Source organism: Frankia torreyi, from assembly GCF_000948395.1.
GTDB classification, from domain to species: Bacteria; Actinomycetota; Actinomycetes; order Frankiales; family Frankiaceae; genus Frankia; species Frankia torreyi.
The window spans coordinates 24638-40756 of record NZ_JYFN01000015.1; the positions used below are offsets into that span (position 1 = coordinate 24638).

Annotated in this window: 13 protein-coding genes and 1 pseudogene; 12 read left to right on the forward strand and 2 right to left on the reverse strand. The window is 72.6% G+C overall.

Translation table 11 applies throughout. From position 1 onward, the window contains the following. Positions 1–384: 384 nt before the first annotated feature. Entirely contained in the window at positions 385–1119 is a 735-nt protein-coding gene (locus tag FF36_RS11670) for a phosphoglyceromutase (protein ID WP_044885069.1), read from the forward strand. 79 nt (positions 1120–1198) lie between these two features. Here FF36_RS11670 and FF36_RS37720 read toward each other — a convergent pair. Together FF36_RS37720 and FF36_RS11675 are read right to left on the reverse strand one after the other, a co-directional pair. After that, the coding region (locus FF36_RS37720) for a phosphate signaling complex PhoU family protein (RefSeq protein WP_277912895.1) at positions 1199–1410 on the reverse strand (212 nt) is incomplete at its 5' end. Between the two features lies 1 nt (position 1411). Continuing rightward, positions 1412–1846, reverse strand: a pseudogene (locus FF36_RS11675) (phosphate signaling complex PhoU family protein); the annotation flags it as partial. 366 nt (positions 1847–2212) lie between these two features. Between FF36_RS11675 and FF36_RS11680 the strand changes: the two are divergent. From FF36_RS11680 to FF36_RS39945, 11 genes are all read left to right on the forward strand, one after another. Next, positions 2213–3556, forward strand: a complete 1344-nt coding sequence (locus FF36_RS11680) for a sensor histidine kinase (protein WP_044885071.1) — start codon at positions 2213–2215, stop codon at positions 3554–3556. Next, positions 3553–4233: a response regulator transcription factor gene (locus FF36_RS11685; protein ID WP_044885072.1), complete on the forward strand. Its 681-nt coding sequence runs from the start codon at positions 3553–3555 to the stop codon at positions 4231–4233. Before FF36_RS11680 ends, FF36_RS11685 begins: the two co-directional genes overlap by 4 nt. A 48-nt stretch (positions 4234–4281) precedes the next feature. Beyond that, positions 4282–5487: a Ppx/GppA family phosphatase gene (locus FF36_RS11690; RefSeq protein WP_479686782.1), complete on the forward strand. Its 1206-nt coding sequence runs from the start codon at positions 4282–4284 to the stop codon at positions 5485–5487. A gap of 359 nt (positions 5488–5846) precedes the next feature. Continuing rightward, the gene (locus FF36_RS11695; RefSeq protein ID WP_236705519.1) at positions 5847–6821 is read left to right on the forward strand and encodes a sugar phosphate isomerase/epimerase family protein; all 975 of its coding nucleotides are present in this window, start codon (positions 5847–5849) and stop codon (positions 6819–6821) included. Positions 6822–6852: 31 nt separating this feature from the next. Next, the gene (locus FF36_RS11700) at positions 6853–7623 is read left to right on the forward strand and encodes a class I SAM-dependent methyltransferase (protein WP_044885073.1); all 771 of its coding nucleotides are present in this window, start codon (positions 6853–6855) and stop codon (positions 7621–7623) included. A 368-nt stretch (positions 7624–7991) separates the two neighbouring features. Further along, positions 7992–10994 (forward strand): acyltransferase family protein, encoded by a 3003-nt coding sequence (locus FF36_RS11705; RefSeq protein WP_044885074.1) that lies wholly within the window; start codon positions 7992–7994, stop codon positions 10992–10994. Between the two features lie 110 nt (positions 10995–11104). Further along, positions 11105–11902 carry a pyrroline-5-carboxylate reductase gene (proC, locus tag FF36_RS11710; protein WP_044885075.1) on the forward strand — a complete coding sequence of 266 codons (798 nt, stop codon included), beginning with the start codon at positions 11105–11107 and terminating at the stop codon, positions 11900–11902. 83 nt (positions 11903–11985) lie between these two features. Further along, entirely contained in the window at positions 11986–12084 is a 99-nt protein-coding gene (locus tag FF36_RS32690) for a 30S ribosomal protein bS22 (RefSeq protein ID WP_003948845.1), read from the forward strand. Between the two features lie 229 nt (positions 12085–12313). Further along, on the forward strand, positions 12314–13177 hold the full coding sequence (locus tag FF36_RS11715; RefSeq protein ID WP_044885076.1) for an SAM hydrolase/SAM-dependent halogenase family protein: 864 nt from the start codon (positions 12314–12316) through the stop codon (positions 13175–13177). 214 nt (positions 13178–13391) lie between these two features. Then, positions 13392–14432 (forward strand): NAD-dependent epimerase/dehydratase family protein, encoded by a 1041-nt coding sequence (locus tag FF36_RS11720; RefSeq protein ID WP_044885077.1) that lies wholly within the window; start codon positions 13392–13394, stop codon positions 14430–14432. Between the two features lie 57 nt (positions 14433–14489). Then, on the forward strand, positions 14490–16088 hold the full coding sequence (locus FF36_RS39945; protein WP_082121849.1) for a lysophospholipid acyltransferase family protein: 1599 nt from the start codon (positions 14490–14492) through the stop codon (positions 16086–16088). Positions 16089–16119: the final 31 nt, after the last annotated feature.

Consider the following 16119-nt stretch of genomic DNA (forward strand, 5'->3'; position numbering starts at 1 on the left):
GTGGTCCAAACTTTGTATGCTCATAGGACTCGTGAGGTGACTGTCCGCTAGCCGGTCTCGTGGTCCTCACCTCTAGCCGGGTGGCCCCACGGGCACCGGCACCGGCGAGTACCAGGCAGATCACCCGACCCCCGGGCGCCGTCGACAAGTCCCGACGGCCCGCCACCGCTTCCAGCGGCGGCGGAGCGCCCGGGGGTCGTTCATTTCCGACCCGAGTGGCGTGTTCCCGACCCGAGTGGCGTGTTCCTGACCCGGGTGCCCGGCCCCTTCGGTGGGGCGTCGGCGTCGTCCGGCCCCGGCCGCGACCGGCGGCGATCCGGCCGGCCGGCGGCGGGAACCGGCAATGCTGGCCGAGGGCCCGGGCGAACAGGCAGGATCTCGGGTATGACGACCCTCGTCCTGCTCCGCCACGGTGAGAGCAACTGGAACCGCGAGAACCTGTTCACCGGCTGGGTGGACGTCGACCTGTCCGAGAAGGGCCTGAAGGAGGCCACCCGCGGCGGTGAGCTGCTGGCCGAGGCCGGTGTCCTGCCGGACGTCGTGCACACGTCCCTGCTGACCAGGGCGATCCGCACCGCCTGGCTGGCGCTGGACGCCGCCGGGCGGACCTGGGTACCGGTCCGCCGGAGCTGGCGGCTGAACGAACGGCACTACGGCGGCCTGCAGGGTCTGAACAAGGCCGAGACGCTGGAGAAGTTCGGCGAGGAGCAGTTCCAGCTCTGGCGCCGTTCGTACGACACGCCGCCGCCGGAGATCGGTCCGGAGCAGGTCAGCGGGGTGGACGAGCGCTACGCCGACCTCGCCCCCGACCTCATCCCGCGCACCGAGTGCCTCGCCGACGTCGTCGCCCGCATGCTGCCCTACTGGTACGACGCGATCGTGCCGGACCTGCGGGCCGGCCGCACGGTCCTGGTCGCCGCGCACGGCAACTCGCTGCGGGCCCTGGTCAAGCACCTCGATCACATCAGCGACACCGACATCGCCGGGCTCAACATCCCGACCGGCATCCCCCTGCGGTACGAGCTCGACGACAACCTGGGCGTGCTGAACTCGGGGTACCTCGACCCGGATGCGGCCGCGAGTGCCGCGGCCGCCGTCGCCGCCCAGGGGAAGAAGTAACGGCGGTCAGTCTCCAGGCCCGCGGCACCCGCGCGGGCCTGGCGCGTCGTCCCGGGGAAGTCGCCGGACCGGGCGCCGGTCAGGACGCGGCGATCTCCCCGGTGACCAGGTAGATCACCCGGCGGGCCACGGAGACCGCGTGGTCGGCGTACCGCTCGTAGTAGCGGCCGCAGAGGGTGATGTCGATCGCCGCCTCCATGCCGTGCGGCCAGGGCTTCTCGATCAGCACTCGGAACAGGGCGCGGTGCAGCCCGTCCATCGCGTCGTCGTCCGCCTCGAGCTGCTTGGCGANCTCGGTGTCCCGGCTGGCGATCACCGAGCCGGCCTTCGCGACGATGCGCTGGGCGACCTGGCCCATCTCCAGCATGGTCGCGCGCAGCTCCGGCGGGATCGCCCGGCCCGGGTACCGGCGGCGCGCCACCTTCGCCACGTGCAGCGCCAGGTCGCCCATCCGCTCCAGGTCGGCGACGATCCGCAGGGTGGTGACCATCATCCGCAGGTCGGTGGCGACCGGAGCCTGGCGCGCCATGACGTCGAACGCGCGTTCCTCGATCTCGTTGCGCAACAGGTCGACCGTCTCGTCCCCGCTGATGACGTTCTCGGCGAGCTGGAGGTCGGCGTCGAGGAGGGCGGTCGTCGCCCGGGCCATGGCCGAGGCGACCAGGTTGGTCATCTCGATCAGGGACTGGTTGATGCTTTCGAGTTCATCGGTGAAGGCGTCCCGCACGGACGGCTCCTCCTGTTCGCTAGTGGGCCGGGGGGGCGGCTGTGGGGTGCTGGGCGGCTGTCGGGATGGGGCTTGAACCGAACTAACCGAACTATGGGACGAATCGCCGCGATCGCGATGACGGCGCTGTGTCGCGCCGAACCTCGACGATGATGCGCACCCCTCGCGGTCCGGTGAACATCGACGATAGGTCCGATGAACAACTGGCGACCATCGGCGGTGGAGGCTTGCAGAGCGATGCCCGGGCGGCATGTAGGCACCTAGCATGCGGCGAGTGGGTGACAGGTCGGCGGATGCCGTGACAACCGGTGCACACCACACCGAGCCGCCCCCGCCCACCGGGCGGCCCGACACGATGGATGGACGATGACGGTGGTACCCGGCAGCAGCGCCCCGCCAACCGGCCCCGACGGGGGCGCGGACGGTGGGACGATGCTGCCCGCGAAGCTGGTCCGCCGGGTCATCTCCGGCCTGCCGACCGGCCTGATCGTCCTGGACGCCAGCGACCGGGTCGTCCTGGTCAACACGGTCGCGAGGCGGATGGGCGTGGTCGACTCCGATGAGCTCGCGGTGGCGGAGCTGGCCGAGCTGGTGCGGGCGACCCGGGGGGCGGGCAGCGCCCGGGAGCGCCAGATCGACCTGCCCCCGGTACCCGAGCCGCCGCTGACCCGACCCCGGCCCGACCAGGAGGGCGTGGCCGTCCGCGCGCGGGCCCGCCTGCTGGACTCGTCCGGTCATGTCGCCGTCATTTTGGATGACATCACGGAGTCGCGCCGGGTCGAGGCGGTGCGGCGGGACTTCGTCGCCAACGTCAGCCACGAGCTCAAGACGCCGGTCGGCGCGCTGCACGTCCTCGCCGAGGCGGTCGCCGCGGCCAGCGAGGACCCGGTGGCCGTGCGTCGGTTCGCCTCCCGGATGACGCACGAGTCGGCCCGGCTCGCCCGGCTGGTGCAGGAGATCATCGACCTGTCCCGGCTGCAGGGCGCCGAACCGCTGCCCGACCTGCGGCCGCTGCCGACGGCGGCGCTGCTCGCCGAGGCGGTCGACCGCACCCGGCTCGTCGCCCAGGCGCAGGCGATCTCCATCGCGGTGATCGGCGACGGCGAGCTGCAGGTGCTCGGCGACGAGAACCAGCTCGTCACCGCGGTGGCGAACCTCCTGGACAACGCGATCAGCTACTCGCCGCGCGGCACCCGGGTGGTGCTCGGCGTGCGCCGCAGCGGGACGACCGTGGAGATCTCGGTCGCCGACGAGGGCATCGGGATCGCGGAGAAGGATCTCGAGCGGGTCTTCGAGCGGTTCTACCGCGCGGACCCGGCCCGCTCCCGGGCGACGGGCGGGACGGGGCTCGGCCTCGCGATCGTCAAGCACATCGCCACCAATCACGGTGGGTCGGTGACCGTGTGGAGCGCGGAGGGTGCGGGGTCCACGTTCACCCTGCGGCTGCCGCTGTTCACCGGTCCGGCGCCGTCGTTCACCTTCGAGGACCGCCGCGCTGCGGCGACAACCCGATCCAAGACCCCCGACGCGGAGGGCGCGACGGGTGGTCATCCCGACATCATCGCCGGTGCCGATGCGGGGGATGCGGGCGGTGCGGGTGGCGGCGGTGGCGGGAGCAAGGCCGGCGGGGCGGCGCCCCGCCCCGCCGGGAACAGGAAGCGGTCCGGGTCTGCCGGTCCGTCCGATGTGACAGGGGGAGCGAACAGGTGACGCGGCTGCTCGTGGTCGAGGACGAGGAGTCCTTCTCCGATGCGTTGTCCTTCATGCTGGAACGGGAGGGCTTCGAGGTGGGGGTCGTCGCCGACGGCCCCAGCGCGCTGGCCGAGTTCGACCGGCGCGGTGCCGATCTCGTCCTGCTCGATCTCATGCTGCCCGGCCTGTCCGGCACCGAGGTGTGCCGCACGCTGCGGACCCGGTCCAGCGTGCCGATCATCATGTTGACCGCGCGGGACAGCGAGATCGACAAGGTGCTCGGCCTGGAGCTCGGCGCGGACGACTACGTCACCAAGCCGTTCTCGGCCCGCGAGCTCGTCGCCCGGATCCGGGCCGTGCTGCGCCGCCGGTCGGAGACGGAGGAGGTCGCGGAGGCCACGCTGGAGGCCGGACCGGTCCGGATGGACGTCGAACGGCACGTCGTCACGGTCGACGGCAGCACGGTCACCCTCCCGCTCAAGGAGTTCGAACTCCTCGAGATGTTCCTACGCAACGCCGGGCGGGTACTCACGCGGGGTCAGTTGATCGACCGGGTGTGGGGCTCGGACTACGTGGGTGACACGAAGACCCTGGACGTACATGTCAAGAGGCTGCGGACGAAGATTGAGCGCGAACCCGGGAATCCGCGGCACCTGGTGACCGTGCGGGGCCTGGGCTACAAGTTCGAGCCGTGATCAGGTAGGTCGCGGCTGGAGGGGGGCGGTGTTCAGGTGCTCGGTGGCGTGCGTCCGACAGGGTGGTTCCCGCTCGGGGCCAGCCGTACGACCTCTCGCGCCGAGCCTGCCGCGCAGAGTCAGGACTCCGCGGGAGACCGCGAGGCGGCCCGTGGCCGGCAGGACGTCGAGGCCCGGGACGCCGCCGAGGTCGGGCCGATCGGGCTGGTCGGGCCGGTCGGCGCGGCCGTGGCGGTGGTCGGCGGCCCGCCTCCGTCCGTGCCCGCGCGGCCCGCGGTCGACGTGAGCCCGCTGCCGGTGGGCCCCCATCCCGGTCCGATGCGGCTCGGTGTGATCGACATCGGATCGAACACCGTCCATCTGCTGGTCGTGGATGCCCATCGAGGTGGGCAGCCGCAGCCGGCGGCCAGCGTGCGGGCTCCGCTGCGGCTGGTCGAGCTGCTCGACGCCGACGGATCGCTCGGGCCCGACGGCGAGCGTGATCTGACCGCCTGCGTGCTGGACATGCGCCAGCAGGCGGACGCCCTCGGGGTGCACGACCTCGCCGCCTTCGCGACCTCGGCCCTGCGCGACGCGACCAACGGCGAGCAGGTGCTGGACCGGGTCAAGGGGGCGACCGGGATCGCGATCGGGGTCCTGCCGGGCGAGGAGGAGGCCAGGCTCACCTTCCTCGCCGTGCGGCGCTGGTTCGGCTGGAGCGCCGGGCGGCTGCTGGCCCTGGACATCGGTGGCGGCTCCCTGGAGATCGGCGCCGGCATGCACGAGGACCCGGAGGTGGTCGCCTCGCTGCCGTTGGGCGCCAGCCGGCTCAGCCGGGACTGGCTGGCCGACAACGACCCGCCCAAGCGGGCTGAGCTCGCCGAGTTGCGGCGCTACGTGCGGGCGCAGATCGCGCCGGTCGTCGGCACGATCTACCACCTCGGCGAGCACACCCGGGCGGTGGCCACGTCGAAGACGTTCCGCTCGCTGGCGCGCATCGCCGGCGCCGAGCCCTACAGCCGCGGGCCGTACACCCGCCGGGTGCTGCGCCGCGACGATCTCACCGAGGTCGTGGCGAGGCTGTCCCGCATGCCGGTCGAGGAGCGGGTCGGACTGCCGGGCGTCTCCGCGTCGCGGGCGGGGCAGCTCGTCGCCGGCGCCGTCGTCGCCGCCGAGGCACTCGACCTGTTCAGCATCGACGAGGTGGAGATCTGTCCCTGGGCGCTGAGGGAGGGCGTCATCCTGCGTCGCCTCGACTGGCTCACCTCGGCCTGAGCCGCCTGCCGGCCCTCGGCCCTCGGCCTGCCTGCCTCCCACTTCCTTCCTTGCCCTTCGGGGGAGCAGTATCCGGTTCGTCCCCCAAAAGGGCAAGGTAGCCCGGCCTCAGGGAGGCGGACGGGGCAGCGGATAGAGGTAGATGTCCGGTTGCGGGTGAAGCGCTGTAGCGGCACGATAACGGGATGTTGCCGTTGTCGCAGGCGATGTGGGGCTACGCACCCTCGTCCGGCGGACATCGGAGCGAGCGGGTTCGCGACGATGGCCTAGCCTGGAGGAGGGGAACGGTCGAGCAGACCGGTGCCCGGTCCGTACGGCAGGGAGATGGTTTGCAGGCGTCGCATGAGGATGCGTGGCCGGTGCCGCCGGTCGCGATGGCCCCCGCCCAGGTGCCGCCGGAGCGGGCCGCTCCCGTCGCGGCCGCGCCCGCGGCCGCCCGGCCCCCCCGGCCCGCGGTCGCCCGAGCCCCCCGGTCCGCGGTCGTCCTGCCGCGCGGCGCCCCTGTCCCCGCACCCACCCCGCCCAGCGCGCGGGTTGCGCTGTCCACCGCCTCGACCTACCCGGAGTCCACGGCGTCCGCCTTCGAGATGGCCGCGCGGCTGGGCTACGACGGTGTCGAGATCATGGTCTGGACGGACCCGGTCAGCCAGGACCCGGAGGCGCTGCGCCGGCTGGTCGATTACCACGGCATCCCGATCCTGGCGATCCACGCGCCGTGCCTGCTGCTCACCCAGCGGGTCTGGGGCACCGACCCGTGGGCGAAGCTGGTGCGGGCGCGCACCGTCGCCGAGACGCTCGGCGCTCCGACGGTCGTCGTCCACCCGCCGTTCCGCTGGCAGCGGGACTATGCCCGGGAGTTCGTGACGGGCATCGAGCGGATGGCCGGGGAGACCGACGTGCGGTTCGCGGTGGAGAACATGTTCCCGCTGCGCGCCCGCGGCCGGGAGGTGTCCGCGTACGCGCCGGACTGGTCGCCGGTCGAGGACGACTACGCCCACGTCACCCTCGATCTGTCGCACACGAGCGTGTCGCGCTCGGACCCGATCGCGCTGGCCGGCGTCCTCGGTGAGCGGCTGGTCCACGTGCACATGGCCGACGGTCTCGGGTCGGCCAAGGACGAGCACCTTGTCCCCGGCCGTGGCACGCAGCCCTGCGCCGAACTGCTCGAGCTGCTGGCTACCGGCAGTTTCGACGGGACGATCGTCGTCGAGATCAACACGCGACGCGCCGAGTCGCGCGCCCAGCGGGAGGCCGACCTGGCCGAGGCGCTCGCGTTCACCCGGCTGCACTTCGCCGCGCCGTCCGCCGCAGGACTTCATCACACCTACGGCTGACACGTCGGCGGTTAGTCGCCACCATAGTGGCATGTCCCGAGGACGGACCCCGACCGGCTCGTTGTTCGACCCGCTGGCGGAGGCCTATGCTGCCGCCCGGCCGAGCTATCCCGAGCATGTCTTCGGCGACATCGAAAGGATTCTGGGCCGTCCGCTGGCGGGGACGGATGTCATCGACGTGGGCGCCGGCACCGGGATCGCCACCCGGCTGCTTCTCGCCCGCGGCGCGCGCGTCGTCGCGGTGGAGCCCGGTCCGAGCATGCTCGCCCGGTTACTCGACCGCAGCCCCGGCCTGCCCGCCGTCCGGGGTGACGGGGAGGCGTTGCCGCTGCGGGCGGGGATTGCCGACCTGGTCTGCTACGCGCAGGCCTGGCACTGGGTGGACGTGCCGGTCGCCGCGGCGGAGGCCGCGCGGGTGCTGCGCCCGGGCGGCGCGATCGCCGTCTGGTGGAACGACGTCGACGCGGCGGAGTTCCGCTGGTGGCAGCGCCAGCAGGAACGGCTGGAACGGATGAGCCCCGGCTATCGGCGCGAATACCGCGCCCGCCCGTTCGCCGACGAGCTGCGCTGGACCGGTCACTTCAGTGAGGTCGTCACCCTCACCGGGCGCTGGCACCGGCGCATCGGAATGGACGAGTACCTCACGTGGCTGCGCTCCAAGTCGTACGTCGCGGCAATCGGTGATCGCCTCGACGACTTTCTCGACGCCGAGCGTCGGACCATGCTTCGGGCCTTTCCCGACGGTGTCGTCGTCGAGCCCTTTCGCACCCTGCTGGTGATTGCGCGGATGCCGGAGGGCTGAGCCGCCCGCGCCGGCCCGCCGCCGGCTCGATGCGCATTCCCGAACCGGTCGGTGACGCCCCGCCGTCTTCCATGCCCTATATGTAATGAATCGAGTACTGTGGGTACAGGAAGCCGTCATGTCGCTTTCAAGACTGAGTACCCGACTTCCTCCGGATTTACCGGTCCGTTAGTCTTGCGGCGTTCGCGGGGGTGGTGTCCAACTTTGTTGGCGAAGAGCGGTGTTGCAGGTACCTCATGCTGGTCTGACCGTGATGGGCGGATCGGTGCACGGACCGCAGCGCCGTGTCCGGCCCGTCCCGGCGCCACAGGTCACCCCTGAGTCGGACGCCGACCGCCGGCGTTCCGCTAGAGGAGGCGACGGTCATCATGCGGCGTGGTCCGGAACGGGCTGGAGCGGCGGACTCCTGGGCGGCGGCTACCGGCCCGATGACCTCCTGGCAGACCGGAGCGATGGATCTGCGCACGGGGGATCAGGGTGCGGGAGATCTGCATACGGCGGATCTGCGCACGGGGGATCTGCATGCGCGGGATCCGCATTCGGGGGATCAACGTAGGGGGAACCCTCGAACGGGGGATCCGCGCGCTTCGCCCCCGCGTGCGCGGGCGGCGCGGGCCGGGCGCGAGCGCGGCGGAACGCATGACGGCGCCGGCCCGCGGCGCGGCGCCCCACCGCCGCCGCGATCGTCAGCGCCGGCCCGGCAGGCCGGAGCCTCGTCCGCGGACGCCGCCGCGAAGTTCGCCTACAACCCGGCCCTCGACGGGCTGCGGGTCGTCTGCATCTACATCATCCTTGCCGGACACATGGGCGCGATCCATGCCAGCAACGTGGCGGTCGACGTCTTCTTCGTCCTCAGTGGATTTCTCATCACCGCGCTGCTGCTGGCTGAGCGCAGCCGGACCGGGACGATCTCCCTGGGCCGATTCCTGGTCCGGCGTGCCTACCGCCTCATGCCCGCGATGTGGGTCTACCTGCTCGTCGGGCTCGCCGTCACGGTGGCGTTCAAATGGAACGACGTCCCCTTCCGGGACGACTACATCGGCAGCGCGCTGTCCGCGTTCTTCAACGTCAACAACTGGTACAAGGTCGTGCACCCGGCGGCGGGCGGTCGCTGGCTGGCCCACGTCTGGTCGCTGTCGCTGGAGGAGCAGTTCTACCTGCTGTGGCCGGGGCTGTTCCTGCTCGTCTCCCGGTCCGCGCGGCTGCGGCCGCACCTGATCAAAATACTGCTCGCGATGATCGCGGTGTGCGCGGTGTGGACGTACACCCTCGCCAGCGGCGGCGCGCCGCACTCGCGGGTGTACCTGGCGCTCGACACCCACGTCGCCCCGCTGCTGATCGGCTGCCTGCTCGCCGTCTGGCGCGACGCCCGGCTGCGTGCCCTGGCCGAGGAGGAGCCGGTCGCCGATCCGGCCACGGGCGGACGCCGCCGCCGGCACTCTCAGCAGCCGGGAAGCAAGGTCACGCCGGTCACCTCGGCCGCCATCGAGCGCTGGACGGTGGGGCGGCGCATCGCCGACCTCGGCCTCCTCGCCGGGATCGGACTGATCCTCTTCGCCTTCCTCGGGCCGAACAAGGACACCCACGACGCCAACTGGCTCGATCATGCGGCCTACATCCCGAGCGCCCTGCTCGGCGCGATCGTCATCCTCAGCGCCGACCTGCGCCGGGACACCGCCTGGGTTCGCCTGCTCGGCAGCCCACGGATGGCCTTCCTCGGAAAGATCACCTTCAGCATCTACCTGTGGCACTACCCGGTCATCTCGGCGGCCAACGGTCAGCTCGTGCCCCGGATCGGGCTGTGGCCCTCGGTGGTGTGCGCCGCCGCCGCCAGCACGTTCATCGCCTACTTCTCGAACCGGTTCGTCGAGAAGCCCGCGCAGCGGGCCCGCCCCACGTGGGCGGACACCCCTCGCGGACCGGCGTCGCCGAAGAGCTCCGCCAGCCGCCCAGCGCCCGAGTCGGCCGGCCGACTCGAGGGGGCTGGCCGGCTCGAGGAAGACCGGCGGCTCGAGGAAGACCGGCGGTTCGAGGACACCGGCCGCGGCGAGGACACCGCCCGGCTGGAACTCCCGGGCAACGCTGGCCGAGCCGCCGCCGACCACCGCACCGGTGGAAACAGGCGCGGCGATGCCCGGTACGCGTACCCCGGCCTCGTCGACGCCCCGCCCGTGGACTCCGGGTACGTCGAGGCGGGGTACGGCAGCGACCGCCTGGGCCGCGGCGAACCGGCTGCGGACGACCGGCGATACCCGCAGCCTGTCGGGCGTGCCGCGGGCACCGAGCCCGGTGTCCGCCGTCGGCACCCGGATCGGGATGGCGGGCGTCCCACCGCTGGCGATGACGACCGCGCCCACCGCCCGGCCGCCTACAGCTCGGCCGCCTACAGCTCGGATGCCTACAGCGACGGCCGGGATGGCGACGGTGCCTACGCGAGCGACCCGCGGACCGACCCGCGGTGGCCCGACGGGGGCCAGGATCGTGCTGGCCAGGATCGTGCCGGCCGAGGCTGGGGCGAGCAGCAACTGCCCGGCTTCTACGACCGGGACTCGGGCGGCCGCCCGAGCACCGATCCGCGCGTGGGGGGATCGCCGGGCATCGTGGAGCCGGACACCGACGACGATGCTGACGTATGGATCGATGAGGGGTACGCGCGCCCCCGCGCCGGCTACGCGACCACGCCGGCCGACCGGACCCGGCCACCGCACACCGGTCCGGCCGCCCACTCCGCGTCCGCCGCCCACTCCGGTCCGGTTGGCTATCCCGATTCGGCTGGCTACAGCGGTCAGACCGACTACGGCAGCCTCGGCGGCGTTGGCGGTTACAGCAGTCAGCGCGGTTACCGCAGCGTCGGGAATCACCAGGATCCCGACGGTTACGGCGCTTCAGGGGGTTATGGCGCTTCAGGGGGTTACGGCGCTTCGGGGGGTTACGGCGCTCCGGCGAGCTACGGCGCTCCGGCGGGTCACCGGGGCGCCGGCGGTTACAGCGGTCTGGGCGGTGACCCGCTGACCGGCCCGACCCCGCCGCCGGTCGGGCCCGCCTACGTGGACCATGCCTACCTTGAGGAGCCGAACTTCGGGCCGGGACGGGAGCCGGGGGTCGACGCGGGCGAGCGGCCCTGGGTGCAGGAGTACGACTCCCACCCGGCGCGTGACCCGCTCACCTACCGCGGGCCTGGTCCGGACCGGAGCGGCTATGCCGACGGCGGCGGGTACGACCGCGGGGCGGGTGGCGGCTGGCCGCCGGCCGTGGGCCCCGATACCGGACGCGGTACGACCGATGGTCGTCACCGGGGCGACGAGGGCGGGCGCCACGGCGGGTACGACCGGTGGTCCGGCCACGGCGGTGCGCCCGGCGGCGGCCGCTGATCCGGGCACCCCGGATCCGGGCACCCCAGATCCGGGGCGACCCGCGTTCCCCGGATCGCCCGATCGGGCCGTACCCTCCAGGTCGAAGCGGACGGAAGGGAAGGACGGTCATGATCGTTGCGGTCATGGGGGCGGGACGGCTGGGCGAGGCGGTGCTGTCCGGTCTGTTGGGCTCCGGGCACGCGGCCGGGGACGTCGTCGTGGCCGAGCGGGACTCGGGCCGGGCCGCCGAGATCGCGGCCCGCCACGGCGTCGAGGTGCACCCGCCGGCGGTCGCCGCAGCCAAGGCCGACGTGCTGCTCATCGTGGTCAAGCCGCAGGACGTCGCCGCGTTGCTGACCGAGATCGCCCCGGAGGTCTCGGCCGGCACGCTGGTCGTGTCGCTCGCGGCCGGGGTCACCACGGCGGCGATCGAGCAGCGGCTGCCATCGTCGCCGCCGGTCATCCGGGTCATGACGAACACCCCGCTGCTCGTCGGGGAGGCGATGTCGGCGATCTGCGGCGGCCGCAACGCCGCGCCGGAGCATCTCGCCGCCGCGCAGGCGCTGCTCGAGCCGGTCGGGCGGGTCACCCAGGTCGCGGAGTCCCAGCTCGACGCGGTCACGGCGCTGTCTGGCAGCGGGCCTGCGTACTTCTTCTATCTGGTCGACGCGATGGTCGAGGCGGGAGTGTTGCTCGGCCTGCCGCGCCCGCTGGCCACGGAACTCGTCACCCAGACGGCGCTGGGCTCGGCCCGGATGCTGCGCGAGAGCGGCGAGCATCCGGCGCTGCTGCGGGAGGCGGTCACCTCCCCCGCGGGAACGACCGTCGCGGCGTTGCGGGAGATGGACCGGCGGGGGGTGCGCGCGGCGCTGATGGACGCGTTGGAGGCCGCTGGTGACCGCTCCCGGGAACTGGGCCGTTCGTAGTCGGGACACCGGGCGCGACGTGGTTGGTCCCCGCGGCGGGTAGGCTCGCCCGGTAACTTCCTCAACATAGATCGGTCGGGTACGTGGGCTCAGTCATCAAGAAGCGTCGCAAGCGGATGGCCAAGAAGAAGCACCGCAAGCTGCTGAAGCGCACGCGCGTTCAGCGTCGCAACAAGAAGTAGGTTCCCGGCCCAGGGCCGGCGGGGGGACAAGCCGGCGGCCGGCGGATGGTCGGCTGGGCCCACGTTCCCCGTCATCGGCGTCTTTCCGACGTTCCATCCCGTGCATGGCGTACGGCTCCCGTGCTTACAGGAGCCTAGCCGTGTCGCTCTGCGTGCTTAAGCCATGACTCTGTGGCAGGCTTGCTCCGCTGGGGCGGCAGTGCGGCCGGTCCGCAGGCAGGGGGACGGCATGACGGGATCGTGGATCAACTTTCTGTCCGACTACGGCGTCGACGACGCCTGCGTCGGGGTGTGCCACGGCGTGATCGCGCGGCACGCCCCGTCCGCGCGCGTTCTCGACGTGTGCCACTCGATCGCGCCCCAGGACGTGGGGCACGCGGCGATCACGCTCGCCGGGGCGGTCGGCTACCTGCCAGCCGGGATCCATCTCGTCGTCGTCGAACGCCTCGACGCCGACGGTTACACCCGCGGGGTCGCGGTCCGCACCGCCGACGGCTCTGTGTTCGTGTGCCCGGACAACGGAGTGGCGTCCCTGGCCTGGGAGGCCCTCGGCGGGATCGTGGACGTCCACGAGATCGCCAACCGGGAGCTGTGGCTGCCGCTGCCCACCGCGGTGTTTCGCGGGCGGGACGTCTACGCGCCGGTCGCGGCACGGCTCGCGACGGGCCTGGACCTGACGGATGTCGGTCCGCGGCTCGACGCCGCCTCGCTCACCCGGTTCCGACCGCGCGCGTGCAGCGTCGACGACGATCACGTCCACGGCGAGGTCGTGTCCATCGACCATTTCGGCAACCTCTCGCTCAACGTGACCCGCATCGACCTGGAAGCCGCCGGCATCCTGCTCGGCGATCCGGTCGAGGTCCGGGCCGGCAACCGGCTCATGCGGCTGACCTTCACGCACACCTACGGCGAGGTGCCGCGGGGTGGGGTCACCGTGTGCGAGGACGCCCTGCGCCGCGTGATGATCGCGGTGAACTGCGGCCGAGCGTCGGACGCGCTGCGGTTGCGCCGCCAGGACGCGGTCGTGATCGCGCAGCTTCCCCGGGACCCCTCCGCGTTCCGCATCGTCCAGGATCTGCCGCTGCCCGCCTGACGATGTTCACTGACTGTAGTTGGCGCGCCGAATAATCTCACGCTGTGCAGTGAGGGTGGGAAGTGTGGGCGTAGGATGACCGCGGCGGGGTCGCGTGCATCGTCCCCGACCGGGTACGGCCACCGGCGATCGGCGGTGGCCGACGGGTCAATCCGGCCGGCCCGTGCGGCCCCGGCGCCGGAGGGACACCTGCGGGTGCTGCGGGGAGACTGCTATGAGACCACGCCGGGTGCTGGTTACCGGTGTCGCGCGGCCGCTGGGCGCCCAGGTGGCGATGGCCTTCGCCGCGGATCCCACCATCGAGGCCGTGGTCGGTGTCGACACGGCGGCGCCCGACGTGGATCTCGGCCGCACCCGGTTTGTCCGAGCCGACATCCGGCACCCGTTGATCGCCAAGGTCATCTCCACCGCGGAGGTTGACACGGTGCTGCATCTCAACGTCATCGCGACCCCGCTGGGAGCGGGCGGCCGGGCCGCGATGAAAGAGATCAACGTGATTGGCACGATGCAGCTCCTCGCCGCCTGCCAGAAGGCGAGGAGTGTCAGCCGGCTGGTCGTGAAGTCGACGACGTCCATCTACGGGTCCTCCCCGCGCGACCCGGCGCTGTTCACCGAGGACACCGAGCCGCGATCCCTGCCCACCGGCGGCTACGCGAAGGACGCCGTCGAGGTCGAGGGCTACGTCCGCGGGTTCAGCCGGCGCCGTCCCGACATCGCGGTCACCGTGCTGCGCTTCACCAACATCCTCGGCCCGCAGGTGGACAGCCCGCTTGCCCGTTATCTGGACCTGCCGGTGGTGCCGACGGTGCTCGGCTTCGACCCCCGCATCCAGCTACTGCACTCCGACGACGCCCTCGCCGTCCTCCTGCGCGCGACCCGTGGCGACCATGCGGGCACGTTCAACGTCGCCGGCGACGGGGTGCTGCTGCTCTCCCAGGCGATCCGCCGGGCGGGCCGCCCCTTCCTGCCGGTGCCCTTCCCGGCGATCGGCGCGCTCGGCGGCGTGGCGCGCCGGCTACGACTCGTCGACTTCTCCGCCGAGCAACTCGACCTGCTCGCCCACGGGCGCGCGGTCGACACGGCCAGGCTGAAGACGGTCTTCGGCTACCGGCCCCGATACTCGACCGTGGAGACTTTCGACAACTTCGTCCGGTATCGCGATCTGCGCTTCACCATCGACCACGAGCTGGTGTCCCGCATCGAGCACGGTGTGCTCGGCTCGCTGGACCGGCGCCGGCTGGTGGGCTCGCGGTGACGCGTCCGACGGGTGGGAGCGGCCGTCCACGGCGGCGGACGGGGGAAGGCGGAGCGCATGGCGGACCGTGACGAATCCCGGGAGGACGCGCAGATCATCCCGCTGAACAGCGAGGAGCGGGCGGGCGCGGCGGACGGCGTCCGGCCGGCCCGCCGTGCCCGCCCGCGACCTGCCGTCCGCACGCCGGCGGCCCGTCCCACGCGGCCCGGCGGATCCGCCGCGGCCGCCCCGCCGGCAGACGCGGTCCCAGCGGCGTCCGAGGCCGGCACCCGCGGCGCTGCGGGCAGCCTCGATCCGGCCGCCGCGGATGCCGGAGAGCCGGCTCCCCGGCGTCCGGCCGACCCGGGTGTGCGCCCGCTCAACGGTGCCCGCCCGTCGCGGGCGAAGCGGCCGACCAGCCGCCCAGGGCCCGCCGCCGCCGACGCCGACCCTGCCGACGCCGACTCCGCCGCCGCCGACCCCGCCGCCGGCCGTGACGGCACCGGCCGCCCCGCCGCGGGCCGCACCGCCGTCGACCGGACCAGCTCCGCACCGGGCGCCACCGCGAGGCCGGGCGAGCGCAGCGGCTTGGACGGTGGGGCCGGGAGCGGCACCGAGCACGGCGCCGCGGGGAGCGTCCCGGCCGCGCCCGGCCGCGGCAGGCGAGCCGGTCGGGTGGCGGCCACCGGGCGGATGGGTATCGCGGGCGCGGGGCACGACACCAAGACCGCCGGGTTCGAGGGCGCCGGGTCCGAGACCGCCGGGTTCGAGACCGCCGGGTCCGAGGGCGCCGGGTCCGAGGGCGCCGGGTCCGAGGGCGCCGGGTCCGCCGAGGCCGGTGACCTGGAGACGGCCCTGGCCGGCGTGCTGGCCTTCCTGCGCCGGCGCATCACCGGCGACTATGTCATCGATGAGCACGGGTTCGATCCCGACCTCACCGAGCACGTGATCGCACCGCTGCTGCGCCCCGTCTACCGCGACTACTTCCGAATCGAGACGCGCGGGCTGGAGAACGTTCCCGACGTCGGCGGAGCGCTGGTGGTAGCCAACCATTCCGGCACCCTGCCGATGGACGCGCTGATGATGGCGATGGCGATCCTCGACCACCATCCGGCCCACCGCAACCTGCGGATGCTCGCGGCGGACCTGGTGTTCGCCGTGCCGTTCCTCGCCCCGTTGGCCCGCAAGATCGGCAACACGCTGGCCTGCCAGGCGGACGCGGAGCGGCTGCTGACCGCGGGGCACCTGGTGGGGGTCTGGCCGGAGGGCTTCAAAGGCGTGGGCAAGCCGTTCAGCGAGCGCTACACGCTGCAGCGCTTCGGTCGGGGTGGCTTCGTCTCCGCCGCGCTGCGGACCGGGGTACCGATCATCCCGTGCACGGTCGTCGGCGCCGAGGAGATCTACCCGATGATCGGCAACGTGAAGTCGCTCGCCCGCCTGCTCGGCCTGCCCTACCTGCCGATCACGCCCACCTTCCCGTGGCTGGGCCTGCTGGGCCTGATCCCGCTGCCGTCGAAGTGGATCATCGAGTTCGGGGAGCCTGTGCCGACCGATTCCTACCCGGCGGAGGCGGCCGACGATCCGATGCTCGTCTTCGAGCTCACCGACCGCATCCGCGAGACCATCCAGCACACGCTGTACAGCCTGCTGATGCAGCGTCGGTCGGTGTTCTTCTGAGCCGGGCGACGCCGCGGCCGGACAGGCCGAC